At 44.6% G+C, this 19,392-nt stretch carries 15 protein-coding genes; 6 read left to right on the forward strand and 9 right to left on the reverse strand.

The window, feature by feature from the left end; translation table 11 throughout:
* Positions 1 to 118 precede the first annotated feature (118 nt).
* Positions 119 to 805, forward strand: a complete 687-nt coding sequence (locus R7P67_RS15425; RefSeq protein ID WP_081248147.1) for a GntR family transcriptional regulator — start codon at positions 119 to 121, stop codon at positions 803 to 805.
* A 54-nt stretch (positions 806 to 859) separates the two neighbouring features.
* On the opposite strand, the gene R7P67_RS15430 is transcribed toward R7P67_RS15425, so the two are convergent.
* From R7P67_RS15430 to R7P67_RS15465, 8 genes are all read right to left on the reverse strand, one after another.
* Positions 860 to 2,740 carry a GGDEF domain-containing protein gene (locus R7P67_RS15430; protein WP_064353597.1) on the reverse strand — a complete coding sequence of 627 codons (1,881 nt, stop codon included), beginning with the start codon at positions 2,738 to 2,740 and terminating at the stop codon, positions 860 to 862.
* A 110-nt stretch (positions 2,741 to 2,850) separates the two neighbouring features.
* Positions 2,851 to 3,345, reverse strand: a complete 495-nt coding sequence (ilvN, locus tag R7P67_RS15435; protein WP_005379697.1) for an acetolactate synthase small subunit — start codon at positions 3,343 to 3,345, stop codon at positions 2,851 to 2,853.
* 1 nt (position 3,346) lies between these two features.
* Positions 3,347 to 5,071, reverse strand: coding sequence for an acetolactate synthase 3 large subunit (locus tag R7P67_RS15440; RefSeq protein WP_005379695.1), 1,725 nt, complete (start codon positions 5,069 to 5,071; stop codon positions 3,347 to 3,349).
* Positions 5,072 to 5,520: 449 nt separating this feature from the next.
* Positions 5,521 to 7,329 carry an AMP-dependent synthetase/ligase gene (locus tag R7P67_RS15445; protein ID WP_262652827.1) on the reverse strand — a complete coding sequence of 603 codons (1,809 nt, stop codon included), beginning with the start codon at positions 7,327 to 7,329 and terminating at the stop codon, positions 5,521 to 5,523.
* 294 nt (positions 7,330 to 7,623) lie between these two features.
* Positions 7,624 to 8,583, reverse strand: a complete 960-nt coding sequence (gene calR / locus R7P67_RS15450) for a LysR family transcriptional regulator CalR (protein ID WP_005379693.1) — start codon at positions 8,581 to 8,583, stop codon at positions 7,624 to 7,626.
* Between the two features lie 553 nt (positions 8,584 to 9,136).
* Positions 9,137 to 10,183, reverse strand: a complete 1,047-nt coding sequence (locus R7P67_RS15455) for an MJ1255/VC2487 family glycosyltransferase (RefSeq protein WP_005379691.1) — start codon at positions 10,181 to 10,183, stop codon at positions 9,137 to 9,139.
* Between the two features lie 3 nt (positions 10,184 to 10,186).
* Entirely contained in the window at positions 10,187 to 10,735 is a 549-nt protein-coding gene (locus tag R7P67_RS15460; protein WP_033906038.1) for a phosphatase PAP2 family protein, read from the reverse strand.
* Positions 10,736 to 10,887: 152 nt separating this feature from the next.
* On the reverse strand, positions 10,888 to 11,685 hold the full coding sequence (locus R7P67_RS15465; RefSeq protein WP_047101941.1) for an SH3 domain-containing protein: 798 nt from the start codon (positions 11,683 to 11,685) through the stop codon (positions 10,888 to 10,890).
* Positions 11,686 to 12,202: 517 nt separating this feature from the next.
* On the opposite strand from R7P67_RS15465, the gene leuA reads away from it, so the two are divergent.
* From leuA to R7P67_RS15490, 5 genes are all read left to right on the forward strand, one after another.
* Positions 12,203 to 13,750: a 2-isopropylmalate synthase gene (gene leuA, locus R7P67_RS15470; protein ID WP_005379685.1), complete on the forward strand. Its 1,548-nt coding sequence runs from the start codon at positions 12,203 to 12,205 to the stop codon at positions 13,748 to 13,750.
* 82 nt (positions 13,751 to 13,832) lie between these two features.
* A complete protein-coding gene (leuB, locus tag R7P67_RS15475) occupies positions 13,833 to 14,924 on the forward strand; it encodes a 3-isopropylmalate dehydrogenase (RefSeq protein WP_005379683.1) in 1,092 nt (363 codons plus the stop codon).
* A 110-nt stretch (positions 14,925 to 15,034) separates the two neighbouring features.
* Positions 15,035 to 16,435, forward strand: a complete 1,401-nt coding sequence (gene leuC / locus R7P67_RS15480) for a 3-isopropylmalate dehydratase large subunit (protein ID WP_213969670.1) — start codon at positions 15,035 to 15,037, stop codon at positions 16,433 to 16,435.
* Positions 16,436 to 16,446: 11 nt separating this feature from the next.
* Positions 16,447 to 17,049 (forward strand): 3-isopropylmalate dehydratase small subunit, encoded by a 603-nt coding sequence (leuD, locus tag R7P67_RS15485; RefSeq protein WP_042522424.1) that lies wholly within the window; start codon positions 16,447 to 16,449, stop codon positions 17,047 to 17,049.
* 335 nt (positions 17,050 to 17,384) lie between these two features.
* A complete protein-coding gene (locus R7P67_RS15490) occupies positions 17,385 to 18,167 on the forward strand; it encodes a DUF547 domain-containing protein (RefSeq protein WP_262652829.1) in 783 nt (260 codons plus the stop codon).
* 142 nt (positions 18,168 to 18,309) lie between these two features.
* On the opposite strand, the gene djlA is transcribed toward R7P67_RS15490, so the two are convergent.
* On the reverse strand, positions 18,310 to 19,164 hold the full coding sequence (gene djlA, locus R7P67_RS15495; protein ID WP_005383076.1) for a co-chaperone DjlA: 855 nt from the start codon (positions 19,162 to 19,164) through the stop codon (positions 18,310 to 18,312).
* Between the last annotated feature and the right edge of the window lie 228 nt (positions 19,165 to 19,392).

Raw genomic sequence — 19,392 nt, forward strand, 5'->3', positions numbered from 1 at the left:
CTTATGCCCTCCTTTTTTATATGGCTTTCTTGCTCTCATAATAGGCTAATTGTATTATTTACCTCTATCAGAATTTCGTACTGTTTAATTTTATCGTCACGATTAAAGTTTCTATGAGGTGTATGTGTCTAGTCCCACTCTTACCGACAAAGTATTAAGAATGATCCGTCAGGATATTCTCGATGGCGAGCTTAAACCAGGTCAAAAACTCGTGGTTGCCGAACTCAAAGAGAAGTACAACGTAGGAGCGTCACCCATTCGAGAAGCATTGGTGCAATTATCTTGGAGCAAATACGTCAAACTCGAGCCGCAAAAAGGCTGCTGGGTTGCACCTGTATGTAAAGATGAGTTACATGACTTGTACGAAAGCCTGCAAATGGTCTCCGCATGCTTACTCAGTAAGGCAATTATGATTGGCGATGAAAAATGGGAACTGGATGTACTAACTGCTTATCACAAGTTATCCCGAGTAAAACCTGGCGAAAGCTTTTGTTGGAGGGAATGGGAAGAGCGCCAAAATCAGTTTCTTACTGCGCTGTTTGAAGGTGCTGGCTCTGTCAATATGTTTGGGTTTTTCCACGATCTACTCACGCAAATTAAACGCTACCAATACTTCGCGATGCAGATTTTAGGCACAGGGAACCCTGGGCACTGTAATCTCGATGAGCAAGAAATACTGATGAAGGCATCGCTAGACAAAAAGAGTCAGGATGCTTTAGGTTATCTAGAGCGTTATTTGAGACAGTCAATACAGTGTATCGAAGCCGCCATCGACAACCAATGTCGCATACTGGCTAGCGAATAACGCTGAGACTAAAAAGCGGGGGTCTATCCCCGTTTTTTCGTTTTTGTAAAAGCACTAAGCAATATCATCATAACTATGACATAGCGATACGCAGTTACGCCCTGCACTTTTTGACTCATACAAAGCAATATCAGCACATTTATACGTTCTTGTACGATCAGAGGTTAAATCACTATACCCAGCACTGACAGTAATGCCTCTATCACTACGCATTTGAACCGCGACACGTAGCCTGTTCAATACAATTTCAGCCTCTTCTAGTGTTGTATGCGGCATAATCACTGCAAATTCCTCACCACCGACACGAGATACAAAGTCTGTGCTGCGGACTTCTTCTAGGAGGGTTTCTGCGACACTACAAATCACTTTGTCTCCTTCGTCGTGGCCAAGCTCGTCATTAATACGTTTAAAATGGTCAATATCAAACAACGCCAAACAAGCAGGAGGGCTATCAGGATAGCGTTCAATAATCCCCGCATATTGCGCCAATTGCTCTTCAAATTTTCGGCGGTTCCACAACCCCGTCAAGCCATCTTTTTCGCTTAGGTTTCGTAATTTTTCTTCTAACTCTTTTTGCCCAGAGATATCCACCAGCGACGTAATGTAATAACTCACTTTACCTGATTTGGTTAAATTCGCCTGAATACGCATTATTGCGGTAAAGACTTGATTAAACTTAGTTCGACAACGAATCTCCCCTTCCCATACGTGTTCACTCTTCAGTGTTTTCCAGATACTCAGGTTTGCTTCGAGATCTTCAGGTAAGAGAATTAAATGATGTGCACTCCAACCTTGGGCATGCTTGGTTGAGTAACCCATCATGTTTTCAAACTCTTGATTAACCATGATGATTCTATGCGAAGCATCCGAGATCATCACCGCAGTCATACCATCAAGAGCAGCTCGAGCCAACTTCGATTCCATACTATGACGCCGATAATGCAGAGCAAGGGCTGCCGTCGGCAAAGTGAAGCCGAGCACCAAACTTAGAACAAAAAACGCTTCTTGGATTAAGTCATCAATATCCCTCTGAGCTCGGGATAATAACTGCTCATTGGTAAGATCAATAACCAGATGAAGAGGTTCGCTAGAAACAAACTGGATGGTGCGATACACGACCAAATTCGAACCATTGTAAGCATAGCCCGAATCTTTTGAGTTTAAACTACGCCAAATGTTTGGGTACATCCGGCCAAAATTAAATTGAGAGCGAGCGGGAATTATATGGCCATACAAACGAGCTGATTTAGGGCTATCAATGTAAAATCCGTCACTCTTAATCAGCTCAATATGGAAATCAAGCACTGACGAATAGTTGAGTCGAGAGGATAAATAGTCAATATCAACATTAAGCACAAGATACCCTTCGCGCTTTCCGTTAAGCGAAATAGGCATCAAAATACGCAGTGACGGACTATAGGGATAGACTAACTCGCCATACTCTCGTTCTAAACCTATCCCCCACGAAGCGATTTCGCCATCGTCTAAGTTCTTAGCGAATTGAAAGTAATCTCGCTCTGACTTATTTTGCAATTTGATCGCGGGCAACGCAGCGCCTGTTTCAATATCATAATTAATCCTCACTTTTTCTCGACCAGAAACATCAAGAAAGCGAATTTGCTTATACAACTTTTGATTGATTGCGACCGAGATCCACATGTCTTCTAAGATGGAACGGTTCACCCGGTTAGGTTGGCGCAGATATTCATACAGACTTTGGCTGTGACCAAGTAGGTCACTGATCGTTTCGATTTGATCCTGAATATTGCTGTATTCACGGCCAGTATAGGCCAATTGATGTAACGCTTCTTGAGCGGTGTTCTCAACATTGTTTTCTAACAACGTCAGATATTTCTGATAGTAGTAAGCGGCAGTGAGTGCACTAAAAAATAGTGCTGTCGCCAATAAGGTGCCGACTCGCTTAGGTACTTTCACACGTCTAATGCCTATCATGCTTACTAAAACGACAATTATATCATTAATTGTTATTTTCTAAACAAAAAAGCCACTTAGATTAAGTGGCTTTTCTATATGCAATCAGAGAGTTAAGGTTTGAGGGCTCGCTCTCCTCGCGCAATGCCAACGACACCACTACGAGCAACTTCGACAACCTCGGTCACTTCGGATATCGCTTGAATGAAGGCATCTAGCTTTTCACTCGTACCCGCAAGTTGTACGGTGTATTGAGAAGCCGTGACATCCACGATCTGGCCACGAAAGATGTCTGCCGTCCGCTTCACTTCTGCTCGCGCAAAACCACTGGCTTTCACTTTCACCATCATCAGTTCACGTTCAATGTGCTCATACTCGGTGACTTCTTGTACTTTCAGCACATCGATCAATTTGTGTAACTGCTTCTGAATTTGTTCCAACTGCATCTCATCAGATGTCGTGGTAATGTTCATTCGCGACAGGGTTTCATCATCAGTCGGTGATACCGTCAAAGATTCAATGTTGTAACCACGTTGAGAGAACAAACCAACAACACGAGACAACGCACCCGGTTGGTTTTCCAATAGCAATGAAATAATGTGTCTCATATTAAGTTCTCTCCGTTTTGCTTAGCCACATTTTATCCATACCCTCACCTTTGATTTGCATCGGGTATACGTGTTCGGTTTCGTCTACGTTGATGTCCACAAACACCAGACGATCTTTCATATCCAACGCTTTTTGTAGCCCTTCTTCGAGCTGATCAGGCGTTTCGATACGAATACCGACGTGACCATAAGCTTCTGCAATCGCTGCAAAGTCAGGAACAGAACTCATGTAAGAATTAGAGTGACGACCTTGATAAATAATGTCTTGCCACTGTTTTACCATGCCTAAGAATCGGTTGTTCAGGTTGATGATCTTCACCGGAATGTCGTATTGCATGGCTGTCGACAATTCTTGAATATTCATCTGAATACTGCCGTCACCAGTCACAACCACGACCTCTTCTTGTGGCATGGCAAACTTCACGCCCATGCCAGCCGGAAGACCAAATCCCATGGTGCCAAGACCACCAGAGTTTATCCAACGGCGCGGCTTATTGAATGGGTAGTACAACGCCGCAAACATCTGATGCTGGCCCACATCAGACGCCACATATGCGTCACCATTAGTTAGCTTGTGCAGCGTTTCAATTACTTGCTGTGGCTTGATTCGTTCTGGAGACGTTTCATAAGACAAGCAGTTACGGTCACGCCATACTTGAATGTCATCCCACCATGCGGTGATAGCATCTTGATCATTTCCACTACCTTGCTCTGCAAGCAGCCCGAGCATGGTTGTCAGCACTTTTTCCGCAGAACCTACGATCGGCAAATCCACTTTCACGTTTTTCGAGATCGATGACGGATCGATATCAATATGCATCACTTTTGCGTTTGGGCAGTACTTTTCAAGGTTGTTGGTTGTACGGTCATCAAAACGCACACCGATACCAAAAATAAGATCCGCTTCATGCATTGCCATATTAGCTTCGTAAGTGCCGTGCATACCCAACATGCCCAGTGAGTTTTTATGTGTACCCGGGAATGCCCCCAAGCCCATCAAAGTACTCACAACGGGTAGGTTCAGTTTGTCGGAAAGCTCTAAAATATGTTCATGGGCGCCAGAAATCACCGCACCACCACCGATATAAAGCACTGGTTTTTTCGCTTCTAATAGCGATTTAAGCGCTTTTTTAATCTGGCCTTTATGGCCCGAAGTTGTCGGCTTGTAAGAGCGCATTGAAAGCGTTTCTGGATATTGATAAGGCAGTTTGATTTGCGGGTTCATTACATCTTTTGGCAAATCAATCACAACTGGACCAGGTCGACCTGTAGTCGCGATATAAAACGCTTTTTTGATTGTTTCAGGAATATCTTCCGCTTTTTTTACTAAAAAGCTGTGTTTGACCACTGGGCGGGAGACACCGACGATGTCACACTCTTGGAAAGCATCATTACCAATTAGGCTATTCGGTACGTTACCCGAGATAACGATCATTGGGATAGAGTCCATATACGCTGTCGCAATACCCGTAATGGTATTGGTCGCGCCCGGCCCCGAGCACACAAGTACGACACCCGGTTTACCGGTAGCTCGAGCGTAACCATCTGCCATATGAGTGGCGGCTTGCTCATGCCTTACAAGTACGTGTTTGATTTGATCGGTTTTGGCATGCAGTGCATCGTAGATATCCAAAACAGAGCCACCTGGGTAGCCAAAGATCTGCTCTACGTGCTCTTCTATCAGAGATTGAACCACCATCTCTGCGCCTGACAACATTGCTGTCATAATTGCTCTCCTTAGCCAGTTTCCTCACCGTAAGGTCAACGGATTGGTCTGGTTTTACATAGTCTAGGTCTTATTCGTAGCCTAATCGAAATACTTCCACGTTTTCGGCTATGTCTTGCGTTCGTCATAACATCCCGCAAGGTTACCCAACAAATGTAACGTTTTATTATCAAAGGGTCTAATGAGAGATTGGTCTACTTTTTAAACAAGATACTAGTAATTAGAATGTTAGTAGGAATAGCAGCCACACATCTCCTATTTCACAGTACAACCTAAAAAATTAACGCTTAAAAAAAGAACATTATTTCATAAGCTTTTAGCTACAGGGTGCGAAATAGCGTTATTTGACGAGCAGAACAGAAAAAATCAATACAAACAAAAATCCCCAGCAATGCGCGATCACATCACTGAGGATTTTTTCATCAATATAAAATCTAAGTCAGCTTAAGTTACTTTTTATCCGACTTTTCCTTATACATTTCTTCAATTTCATCTTGGTATTTGTCACTGATGACTTTACGACGAAGTTTTTGAGTTGGCGTTAACTCACCATCATCCATAGAGAAAGCTCTTGGTAACAATTTAAACTTCTTCACTTGTTCAAACTTTGCCAACTCTTTTTGAAGATCGTTCACACGCTTCTCAAGCATTTCGACCACCTGGTGGTGCTTAATCAACTCAACGCGATCGTGATATTTGATATTCAGCTCTTTCGCGTACTCTTCTAGCGAGTCATAACAAGGCACGATAAGCGCAGAAACAAACTTACGAGTATCCGCAATGACTGCGATTTGCTCGATGAAGTGGTCTTTACCAATCGCACCTTCAATCATTTGTGGAGCGATGTATTTACCACCTGAAGTTTTCATCAACTCTTTGATACGATCGGTGATGAACAAGTTGCCATTTTCATCAATGTAACCAGCGTCGCCCGTTTTTAGGAAACCGTGCTCATCAAAGGTCTTTTCCGTCTCTTCTGGCATTTTGTAATAGCCACGCATCACCATTGGACCACGAACCAGAATCTCGTTGTTTTCGCCGATCTTAACCTGTGCGCCAGGCATCGACATACCAATAGAGTCGGGGTTAAAACATTTATCATCCCAACACGATACTGTCGCCGTGGTTTCAGTCATGCCATAGCCCAACTTAACGTTGATACCAATCGCATGGAAGAATCGACCGATGGTTTCATCCAGCTTTGCACCACCACAAGGCATAAAGTTGATTTGCCCGCCAAGTAGCGCACGCAGTTTGCTCAGAACCAACTTATCCGCCAAAGCGTATGACTTACGCAGCAAGAGCGATGGCTGACGCTTTTCTTGATGACAAGCGGCCATTTTTGCGCCCATGTTGACTGCCCAAGTAAACATAATCTTACGGTGAATCGGCGCGCGAGACACTTTCTCGTGAATCGCAGAGAAGATCTTCTCATAGAAACGCGGTACGGCACACATCACGGTAGGTCGCACCTGGCTCAGTGCATCACGTACTTGCATGGTGTCTTGCAAATAGCAGTTGGTCGCCCCTTTGTACAATACATAAAAGGTCCAAGCGCGCTCAAATACGTGTGACAACGGAAGGAAACATAATGACACGTCACTTTGAGAAAGGCTCAAGCGCTGATCGTGCCCTTCCAATTGCGCCGCAATGTTTGCGTAGTCCAACATAACGCCTTTTGGCTGGCCTGTTGTACCCGAGGTGTAGATCAGCGTGAGTAGATCATCTTCTTTTGCCTGATCTAAACGCGCATCCAATTCAACTTGATATGTAGTGTCGCCTTTGGCAACAAATGCTTGCCAAGAGATAACGAAATCATGATCGCCAAGTTCTATATCATCAGACATAGCAACAATGAGCTCTAACTGTTCACACTGGTCGAAAATGCTCACGGCTGCATCAAATTGAGGCTGTTCACCAACAAACAGAACTTTGACGTCTGCATTGTTAATGATGTACGCCGACTGAGCGGCAGTATTGGTTGGGTAAATAGGTACTGTCACGCTGCGTAATTGCAGTGCTGCGATATCAGCGATCGTCCATTGCGGCATGTTGTTCGAGAAAATGCCGATCTTATCTTGGACTCCTAATCCCTGAGCCAAAAGTGCAAGTGATAAAGCATCAACTTGCTGACCAAATTGCGTCCACGTAATACCTTGCCACTCCTCACCCACTTTATGCTTGAGTGCAACGCGTGTACCACCGTTCGCAATTTGTTCACGAATACGTTTAACGATATGAAAATCTAACTTGGCCATTCTTTTACTTACCTTTTGGCTTACAGGCGTAAGCTAATTGAGCGAACAAGTGTACTCACGGCTTGCTAAAACGCAACTGACCAGTATCAAACTTATCACTAATAAGAGACAACTATCACTTATACGTCGCGTAACGTAACTCAAATTGCTGAATGATTACTCTATTTAACTTACTGTTTCGATTGTTGATTACGAAAACAAAAAGCCCCGAGAGACAAAAATCGCTCGGGGACCAATGAATTGTAAAAATTGATGATTACCAATATGGTCTAATCGAGAAGACCAAACGTCATCTTATTTTGCGGCAACGACTTCACCACAAGTGATCATCAGTTGATCGCGCAGCCAAATGTGGCCTTTATCTTTTTCGCTTGATTCATGCCAGCTTAAGAAGCCGCTGATTTCTTTGTTCGCAAATGGGAAATCAAGAATTTGCAGTTGATCGCTGTTTACCGCATTTTCCGCCATCCAACGTGGTGCAATAGTCACAAGCTCAGATTGACCCACCACGTATAGTAGGTTGCTTAAACTAGAACCTTCATACGCCGCTTGGCAATCCAGTTCACGGTACGCTTGCTCTGAGAAACTACGTTGGCCATGCACTTTCGATAACTTCGCATGCTTTTCGTTAAGCAGTTGCTCAGCCGTCACACCACCTTGAATGCGTGGGTGTGTTTTTGATGCGATAACCACTAATTCATCTTTGAAGATTTCAGTACTTGAGAAACCTTGCTCATCAAAACGAGCGTAGTCGATCACGAAATCAATTTCTTGGTAGCGCATACGCTCAGACAACAAACGGTCAAATTCTGCATCTAGGTGAAGCTGAACGTTTGGTGCTTGTTGATTCACTTTTGCCATGATCTTCGGAGCAAAACGCATGTCGCAAGGGCTGCAAATCGCAAGCTTGAATAAGCGAGTCGAAGATTCTGGCTGGAATACGGAGCTAGGAAGTTCATTGCGAATCAGCTGCAGTGCTTGGCGAATAGGACCAAACAGTTGACGTGCTCGTTGCGTAGGCTGAATACCACGGCCTTGGCGCATGAATAGCTCGTCGTTAAACATCACTTTTAAGCGTGCCACGGCGTTACTTACCGCCGGTTGAGACATGCCTAGGTTATGTGCTGCACGAGTAATATTTTGCTCTTGCATTACAGCATCAAATACAGTCAGTAGGTTTAAATCTACACCACGCAAAGTGCTTTCCATACGGTAGCTAGCAATTGCGCTCATCGCGTCTTTCTTCTCTAACATTGAGTGCGCCTCTTTTGTAATCGTCAACTTTGTTCATTAAATTCATAACGAATAGAATCCCATCTCGCACAAAAGACGGCGGCTGGATTCGAATCATTTTACGAATAGATAACCTAACTTTTTATTATATTTATCGTCCGGATACTTCCGGCTCGAACTGTACTATCAACTAATCGATTGCGGTTTCGCAACTAGATTGATATTTAATCAGTAAATTTTAGCCAATTAGGTATTTATTTATTAAATAACAAAGACTTGATAAAAACATAAAAAACTATAAAACACGTAAAAATGCATTCTTTGAGGACGTATTTAGCAAATTGATAGGACAGGCGGTCAACACAAGCATGCATTTAGCTCAGTTATTAGTTGGAATAAGAACAACAGATGACAGCTATATCTCTGATTGAATTTTGCACTTATCAGTCAAATTATCAGCAAATACACACTGAATAGAAATGAGAGAGGAAGAATAAAAATGCAGCCTTCTAAACAGAAAGGCTGCAACAAAATCGTGTCAAAAATGGAAGGAACAGTGTACTGAACAACGTACTTAAATGTTCGACACGTAACTTGGAAAATCAACCTGCTCCCACAGTTGTCTGGATAACTCTGCTTTTGAATCCCATGCACCTTGCAGTACCCAATGAACAATAGCCTGAGCAACATCTGGGTATTTCACACTTTCGGCTTGTTGCTCCTTTAGCCACTGGCGTACTGCGGAAATGTCTAAGCTCTCCATCGACATCGCAAGCCCTAAATCTTCTAAGGTCGCAACATTGCTCTGCTGCTCGAATTGACCCGCGAGTGGCTTTAGTAACAATTTTTTCCCCAAAGACAAGGCTTCTGAAGGAAGCTCAAACCCACCATTAGCAATGACACCACTACAGCGATGCAAATGATGCTGGAAGTTGCTGTGGCATAAAGGGCGCAGTTCTATGTTTTCTACCTGCTCACATTCGATCACATCCGGGTGATAACAGATAAACGCTTGTTGATTAAAGTGGAACAATAAGTCTGAGATATCTTCAATCGATTCGAACGGTAGATACACCAACACGAAGTCGTCGTTTTCTGCTTGGCTATCGACGGTATGCACTATTGGTGGTAACAAAGGTTGATCAAAATGATGCCAATGCAAACCAAGGTGATGTTGAGAAGGCGCAAAGTATTCAATGACGGATTTATCTAACCAACTTGCTCCCTTTAGTGGCACCGGATAACGGAAAGCATTTTGGTGGCTGATACCAATAGAAGGCTTATTTTGTTGTCTCGCTGCCCACGCAGTCACAGGTTCGAAATCATTAATGATAAGATCGTAGGACGACAGATCGAGTTGCTTAACTTCTTTGAAAAACTGCACCAAATTGTTATTCAATGCTGTTTTCGCGTAGTTTACAGAGCCTTTTTCGGTAATAAAGGTGAAGCCTCGGCGAGTCTGGTAATCGCCAAATGCTTCCATTGAAAAGTATTTTTCCGGCGCTCGCCCAGAAAACAAAAAGTCGACCTCAACATCGTGCTCTTTAAACGCATGACTCATCGCCCTTGCGCGTGCAATATGTCCGTTTCCTGTCCCTTGAACACCGTACAAGATTTTCATCAATTAGCCTCCTAACATCGCAATCGCTAATCCACCACAAAGACTGCCAAGCAGTGCACCAATGATGACATCGGTAAAAAAGTGCACACCCAATAAGATTCGCGCGGTTCCAATTAAACTTGCCCAAAAGAATGCAGCAACGCCTAGGCTCGGATAGAAATGGTCAATCAGCGTCGCCATGACAAACGCAGCGGCAGTGTGTCCTGAAGGAAGACTGTAGCGATCAGAGGGGGTAATAAAAGCAGGAAGGAGTGCATTAAGCTCTTCAGGGCGACGACGCTTAAAACTATTTTTCAGCGTCCAATAAATTGGTAGCTCGATAGCAAAAGCAAGTAAACCCGCCAGTAAAAACCAGACTCCTTGCTCCTTATCTAAATACCAAGCTAATAACCCCAACACCAAGTAAAGATGCCCGTCACCACTGTGGGAAACTCCTTTACTGATATTGGCGACTTGTTGATTAAAACGGTGCTTAAGACAAACACTAGAGAGCGCTAAATCAAACTTAGCAATGGTTGCAATTGGCTGTGTAATTGTCTCTATGGTTCGCATGTGACCTTTCCTTACTTTGACAACGCCTTTGTGTGAAAAGTAGGAGGTTTAGGTGACAACAGCATGACGGGAATTTGGACAATTAATGACAAAGGCCAAATTAAGGTGTGCCCAACAATTTATCTATTGGGCATAACCATAAAAATAGAACATTAAGAAGGGTTTGCTGGTTGCGGTTGAGGGGTGTCTATATACCAGACTTTTCTCTTCTTGCGGCAGGCGCGCAAAGAGCCCGTCGTCATGTCGCCATCTTTTGTAAGCTCATAGCTCAGTGAGCGGCAAGTATAGTTTCCCGACAGTTCATGCTCTATACTCGTTTGCTCCGTTTTACTCGATTTAGGCTCTAGTAGAGGGTTAGGCTGAGTAGATAAAATGTCACGATTTATCACATTGCTGCGCGCATAATCCTTATGGACATAACCCTTTATCACTCCTTTCTGTTCAACGAGAAACCAAGGTTGATCAACCACTTTTGCTAGCACATTAAAGACTTCCCCTTTCGATAATACGCCAAGCTTTGCCCCTTCAAGACTCGGTTTGGAGCGTAGGTTTAATGTGGTCTTAGAGCGGTAAGAGACATCCATAAACTCTACTGGGTTTGAAGTATCGACACCTTCAGTGGTTGGTCGGAAAACTTCCGCTTGCTGTTTCTCACTAGGTTGAACACGGATCTTCCACCAAGAATACGTTTCCGGATCTTTACCTTTAAACTTATTTCGGCTGTCAGACTCAAGGGCAACAAGCATCTGATTCAAGAACGATTCGCGTCCCTCATAACTCAAAAATCGATCCATTTGATCATTGATGACCATGACGCTCTGTGAGTGATCATTCATAACAACGGGGGAAGCCACTTCCACATAGGTCTGCGATTGAAACAGCTGACAACCCGACAAGCTGACCAGAGTAAATACTATGGCTGAACGTCCAAATTGTTTTGTTAACCTCATTCTTTCCCTAACCCTTATTTCTTTTACCTAGTGCAACTGCACTACTATAAATGGTCATTCAAAACTTTTGCCAAACAATTCGGACCTTTGTGTGACAAGTCGCAATCCCGATGCTTGTTTTGGTAATGAAACGTCGCAAACTTGATGAGAACTTACTTCTTCTAGCACGTTTCTATCGCATCATGTCGTTTCACTTAGTGCATCATTTTTTTCAAGCAAACGAAAAGACTCATCCGATATGAATAAAAAATCGACTTTAGGGTTGACGCGCTTCATGGAGTGCGGTACTAATTTGTTAACTTAATTATGTGGAAAGCTTAACAACTATGTCAGCTCATTTTTCTATCCTGCTTAGCCTCCTCCTGATCGTGACCAGTTCGCGCGGGTAGGCTGTGGAAGAAAAATAACCACACCAATTTCTAAGAACCCGCATGAGAATGCGGGTTTTTTTATATCTAAATACTGGAAGTAAACGATTCACTTGCGCGAAAGTGCAGAAATCAGGAAGGAAGCAAACATGAACGATCAGGTCATTATATTCGACACCACATTGCGTGATGGCGAGCAAGCGTTGTCAGCAAGCTTGACGGTTAAAGAAAAACTGCAGATTGCCTATGCGCTGGAAAGACTCGGCGTTGATGTTATCGAAGCTGGCTTCCCAATCTCTTCACCAGGTGATTTCGAGTCTGTACAAACCATCGCAAAAAACATAAAAAACAGTCGAGTTTGTGCCCTTTCGCGTGCCGTTGCGAAAGACATTGATGCTGCCGCTGAAGCATTAAAAGTGGCTGACCAATTCCGTATTCACACGTTTTTAGCCACTTCCACCATTCACGTAGAAGACAAACTACGCCGCAGCTACGACGATGTACTAGAAATGGCAGTCAACGCCGTTAAACATGCACGTAACTACACTGATGATGTCGAGTTTTCTTGTGAAGATGCAGGTCGTACTCCAATCGACAACCTATGTCGCATGGTAGAAGCCGCCATCAATGCAGGTGCGAGTACAATCAACATTCCAGATACCGTTGGCTACACCGTACCAAGTGAGTTTGGTGGGATTATTGAAACCCTATTTAACCGCGTTCCGAACATTGATAAAGCGATCATCTCCGTTCACTGTCACGACGATTTGGGGATGTCAGTTGCCAACTCTATTGCCGCCGTTCAAGCTGGCGCACGTCAGATAGAAGGCACGATCAATGGCATTGGAGAGCGAGCGGGTAACTGTTCACTTGAAGAGATCGCAATGATCATCAAGACGCGTCAAGAGTTTTTGGGCGTTCACACTGGCATTAAGCATGATGAAATTCACCGCACCAGTAAGTTGGTTAGCCAGCTATGCAATATGCCGATTCAAAGCAACAAAGCAATTGTGGGTGCAAATGCATTTAGCCACTCTTCAGGCATCCACCAAGATGGCATGTTGAAGAATAAGAATACCTACGAAATCATGACCCCTGAGTCTATTGGCCTAAAAAACCAAGCTCTGAACCTAACCAGCCGCAGCGGTCGCGCTGCCGTGAAGAGCCATATGGACACCATGGGTTACAACGAAGACGAGTACAACCTAGACGCACTGTATGCGGATTTCTTGAAACTTGCTGACCGCAAAGGCCAAGTGTTCGATTACGACCTAGAAGCCCTAATGCACTTCTCGAACTTGCGTGAAGAAGATGACTTCTACAAATTGAGCTACCTAAGCGTGCAGTCTGGCAGCGTAATGGCTACCACCAGCATCAAAATGCAATGCGGTGATGAAGAAATGTGTGAAGCAGCGGTCGGTAATGGCCCAGTTGATGCGCTGTACCAATGTATCTACCGCGTGACAGGCTACGACATCGTTCTGGATAAATTCGACCTAACCGCGAAAGGTGAAGGTGAAGATGGTTTGGGTCAAGCAGACATCATTGCCAACTACAAAGGTCGCAAATACCACGGTACGGGTGTTTCCACCGACATCGTTGAGGCTTCCGGCCAAGCATTATTGCACGTTATTAACAGCATTCATCGTGCAGATAAAATCGAAGAAATGAAGCAGAAAAAGATTGCGACTGTGTAATAACAACAGGGCTACACGGCTCAGGAAAGAACACGCTCGTTGAAATAATTAAGCTCAAAATTAGAAAACTTAAAGGATTAACATGACAGACAAATCGTACAAAATTGCCGTCCTACCCGGTGACGGCATTGGCCCGGAAGTAATGGCGCAGGCACATAAAGTATTGGATGCAATCGAAAAGAAACATGGTATTGCGTTTGAGCGTGACGAGCATGATGTCGGTGGTATCGCGATCGACAATCACGGTTGCCCACTTCCAGAGAGCACAATAAAAGCATGTGAAGAGTCTGATGCAGTCCTATTCGGCTCGGTTGGCGGCCCTAAGTGGGAGCACTTACCACCAAATGACCAACCTGAACGCGGTGCCCTACTGCCACTACGCAAACACTTCCAACTGTTCTGTAACTTACGTCCAGCGCAAATTCACTCAGGTCTTGAAGCTTTCTCACCGCTACGTGCAGACATCTCGGGTCGCGGCTTTGACATCGTGGTAGTCCGTGAACTGACGGGTGGTATCTACTTCGGCCAACCGAAAGGTCGTGAAGGTGAAGGCGCAACAGAAAAAGCATTTGATACTGAGGTGTACCACCGCTTTGAGATCGAACGTATTGCAAAAATCGCTTTTGAATCTGCTCGTCTACGTCGCAAGAAAGTGTGCTCTATCGACAAAGCGAACGTTCTACAAAGCTCTATCTTATGGCGTGAAGTAGTCGAAGAAATCGCAAAAGACTACCCAGATGTCGAGTTGTCACATATGTACATTGATAACGCGACTATGCAGCTTATCAAAGACCCTGCTCAGTTCGACGTAATGCTGTGTTCAAACATCTTCGGCGACATCATTTCTGATGAATGCGCGATGATCACAGGCTCTATGGGTATGTTGCCATCAGCAAGTCTAAACGAAAGCAAATTCGGCCTGTACGAGCCAGCAGGTGGCAGTGCACCAGATATCGCAGGTAAGAACATCGCTAACCCTGTGGCACAAATCCTGTCTGCGGCACTGATGCTACGTTATAGCCTGGGTGAGGAAACGGCGGCACAAGACATTGAAGCGGCAGTTTCAAAAGCACTATCAGCGGGTGAGCTTACGGGTGACCTTGCTGGTGACAACCCAGCACTTTCGACGTCTGAGATGGGCGATAAGATCGCTGAGTACATCTTAAACTCTTAATACAGAACAGATTCATAATAAATACTAAATCCTCTATCCACCAATGACTTACCTCTAAGTCATTGGTGCTAAAACAAAGCAACAAGGATAACGAGGAAAGGAAGCAAACAATGGGCAAAACATTATACGAAAAAGTCTACGACGCACACGTTGCCGTCGCAGCAGAAGGGGAAAACCCAATCTTGTACATCGACCGTCACTTGGTACATGAAGTGACGTCTCCGCAAGCATTTGACGGCTTGCGTGAAAAAGGTCGCAAAGTGCGTCAGGTCAGCAAAACTTTTGCCACCATGGACCACAACGTCTCCACAACAACCAAAGACATCAACGCATCCGGTGAGATGGCACGTATCCAGATGGAAACGCTATCGAAAAACTGTGAAGAATTTGGCGTTACGCTTTACGACATCAACCATAAATACCAAGGTATTGTGCACGTGATGGGCCCAGAGCTTGGTATTACCCTACCAGGCATGACCATTGTTTGTGGTGACTCGCACACTGCTACACACGGTGCGTTCGGCTCTCTCGCTTTTGGTATTGGAACATCTGAAGTTGAGCACGTATTAGCAACTCAAACGCTAAAACAAGCGCGCGCTAAAACGATGAGGATCGAAGTAAAAGGCAAAGTGGCTCCGGGTATCACGGCTAAAGATATCGTGCTAGCCATCATCGGTGAAACCACAGCTGCTGGCGGTACAGGTTACGTGGTTGAATTCTGTGGTGAAGCGATCACAGACCTTTCAATGGAAGGCCGCATGACCGTATGTAACATGGCGATTGAGCTAGGAGCGAAAGCCGGTTTGATTGCACCAGATGAAACCACGTTCGAATACATCAAAGGCCGTAAATTCTCACCTCAAGGTGCAGATTTTGATGCAGCAGTAGAGTACTGGAAGACATTAAAAACTGACGATGATGCTCAGTTTGATGCAGTCGTGACACTCAACGCAGCAGACATTAAACCACAAGTCACTTGGGGCACTAACCCAGGCCAAGTGATCGCGGTAGATCAACCTATCCCAGCACCAGAAAGCTTTGCCGACCCAGTAGAAAAAGCATCGGCAGAAAAAGCATTGGCTTACATGGGCCTAGAGGCAGGCAAGTCATTATCTGACTACAACGTCGATAAAGTCTTCGTTGGTTCTTGTACTAACTCACGTATCGAAGACATGCGCGCAGCCGCTGAAGTAGCGAAAGGTCGCAAAGTCGCGCCTCACGTTCAAGCGCTAATCGTTCCTGGCTCTGAGCAAGTAAAAGCGCAAGCAGAAGCGGAAGGCTTGGACGTTATCTTTAAAGAAGCGGGCTTTGAGTGGCGCCTACCAGGTTGCTCGATGTGTCTAGCAATGAACAATGACCGTTTGGGTCCACATGAACGTTGTGCGTCTACTTCAAACCGTAACTTTGAAGGCCGCCAAGGTCGTGATGGCCGTACCCACCTAGTGAGCCCTGCGATGGCAGCGGCAGCAGCAATTGCTGGTCACTTTGTAGATATTCGTGAACTAGACTAAGGAGCAAACCAATGTCAGGCTTTAAACAACACACAGGCTTAGTTGTTCCTCTAGATGCAGCGAACGTTGATACTGATGCCATCATTCCAAAGCAGTTCCTACAAAAGGTCTCTCGCCTAGGCTTCGGTAAGCACCTATTCCATGACTGGCGCTTCCTAGACGATGCTGGCGAACAACCGAACCCAGAGTTCGTGATGAACGCACCTCGCTACCAAGGCGCTTCTATCTTGCTGGCTCGTGAAAACTTCGGCTGTGGCTCATCTCGTGAGCACGCACCGTGGGCACTAGCGGATTACGGCATAAAAGCGATGATCGCACCAAGCTTTGCCGATATCTTTTACGGCAACTCGATCAACAACCAAATGGTACCAGTTCGCTTGACTGAGCAAGAAGTGGATGAAATCTTCCATTTTGTTGAGGCGAATGAAGGTGCAGAAGTCGAGGTCGACCTAGAAGCGAATGTGGTTCGTGCCAACGGCAAAGAGTACAGCTTTGAAATCGATTCGTTCCGTCGTCATTGCTTGCTAAACGGTTTGGACAACATTGGTCTAACCCTTCAGCACGAAGATAAGATTGCCGAGTACGAAGCGAATATTCCAAGCTTCTTGCGTTAAGACGCGTTAGTAAATACACAAATCAAGGGCTGGCAATTGTCGGCCCTTTTAATGTTTTGGGTAACCATTCTCATATCGCTTTGCTTACAGAATACCGAACGCCTCTGTTGAAATTCGTCATCCTGAACAGCGACGAAGGAGTGTAATTCAGGATCTACTGCCAGAGCGCACTGTGCAGATTCATACTGTCTTTACTCAAGAGTTTGTGGGTATTAGATTCCTGATATCGCTTATGCTCCTCAGAATGACGGCGAATAAAGGCCACTGATTACTGAAAGAAAACAAGCACTAAACTGGTCTACACTATCAACAATATCTCATTCAAAGGTATCTCTATGAAGCATCTGTTATTGCTGTTGTGTGCTCTGGTTTCTTTATCAACATTTGCCGCACCTAAATCCGACTTATGGCCGTATTGGAAACAATCGAATCAGGCTAATCAAAGTCAAATCTCTCATCAAGATTGGCAGCAATTGCTCGATGCTTATTTGGTTGAACAAGGTGAGAATACCTTGTTTCGTTATAGCCAAGTCTCCTCTGTCGATAAAACTAAGCTGAAACAATACATCCAGCGTTTGGCAAAACTAGACCCTCTACAATACAACCAAGCAGAGCAATATGCCTATTGGGTAAACCTTTACAACGCCATCACGGTAGATCTTATTTTGGATAACTATCCAGTCGAATCAATCACCAAGCTAGGTGGTTTATTTAGCTTTGGTCCTTGGGGAGACGATGTGGTCGTGGTCAATGGGAAGGATCTAACTTTAAACGATATTGAACATCGAATTTTGCGTCCAATTTGGAATGACCCAAGAACGCATTACGCCGTAAATTGTGCAAGTTTGGGATGCCCTAACCTACAAGCTCAAGCATTCACTGCTGACAACACGCAAGCTCTACTGGATAGTGCCGCCAAAACATTTATCAACAGCAGCAAAGGCGTATCTATCCAAGGTAACACGGCACAGCTGTCTTCTATTTATGATTGGTTTGCAACGGACTTTGGTGGAGAAAAACAAATCTTCAAACACATCGCAAAGTACGCACCGCAATACAAAAACTTCTCTGGCAAAGTGAAATACGAATACGATTGGGACTTGAATCAAGCCAACTAAACTGGGGGGATGTGAGGTCAATTAGCATTAGGGACATAATAGGCCAAAAGCTAAAGACACCGGCAACTCAAAGACTAAGACATGAAAAAAAGGGCACTGAGTGCCCTTTTTTACATCCAAATGTTTGATAGAAAACGTCCGGCTACTTAAAGCCTTTAACCTTCTTAATAAGATCGTAAGCGTTTTGAATCTCTTGAGATTTCTCTTTCGCGACGTTCATCATCTCTGGTGGTAAACCTTTAGCCATCAATTTGTCCGGGTGATGCTCGTTCATCAGTTTACGATAAGCACGCTTAACGGTTTTACTGTCTGCATCTGAAGACACATCCAGAATTTTGTACGCGTCGGCCAACTGATCCGCTTGTGAAGCTTGTTGCCAGCTACCACCTGAAGATTGGCCTTGATGCTGACCATGAAAACCGCCCTGGCTTTGGAAACGAAATGCGGCTTCTTGCATTTGCAAACGACGCTCTAATTGCTCAGAAGAGAAACCCAAACCACGTGCAATTTTGTGTAGTACATTTCGTTCACTCGGGTGGATTGAGCCATCTGCAAAGGCCGCCGAGATTTGCAGCTCTAAGAAAAATTGCAACAAGTCAAAGCGACCAGCTGTCGAAATTTTCACACGAACAAGAACATCTTCTAACGGAAAGTCGCTGTCTTTACCTTCACGAAACGCGTCTTGCGCTGCGCGACGCTGTTCGCCATGCAAATTCATGCGGTCCATCATGGCAGAAGCCAGTTGGATTTCCTCTTTGGTGACTTGGCCTTTCGCTTTTGCCACATGTCCCATTACCGCAAACGCCGCTTTAAAAAACTCTTCTTGGCGTTGAGCTTGACTTGGCCCTTTTCCAAAGCCGCCAGTAGAGAACCCGGCTTGACTCAAGCGACGTGCTTTATCGAATTGATGGCCAATAAATAAGCCAAAGAGTAAACCTAGCGGCCCGCCAAGTAACAAGCCAAAAAAGGCACCCAGAATTTTGCCAAAAATATGCATTATGTGTTCTCTATCAATGAATTTTTATCGACGACGGCGGTCTTATAGTGCCGGATGCAACGATTTCCTTTATGATAATGGAATTAGTTTTATTTCGGCTAGGCCATTTCGCCTGCTTATCTTTGCAGCTATTTTGTCGTCATTATGCCACAGTGAATCAATACGCTGGGATAAATGCGACTATAGTTGATTCATTTGGCTATTACGCTAGGGTACAACAAGCCCTAT

Source organism: Vibrio sp. Vb0937, assembly GCF_033338855.1.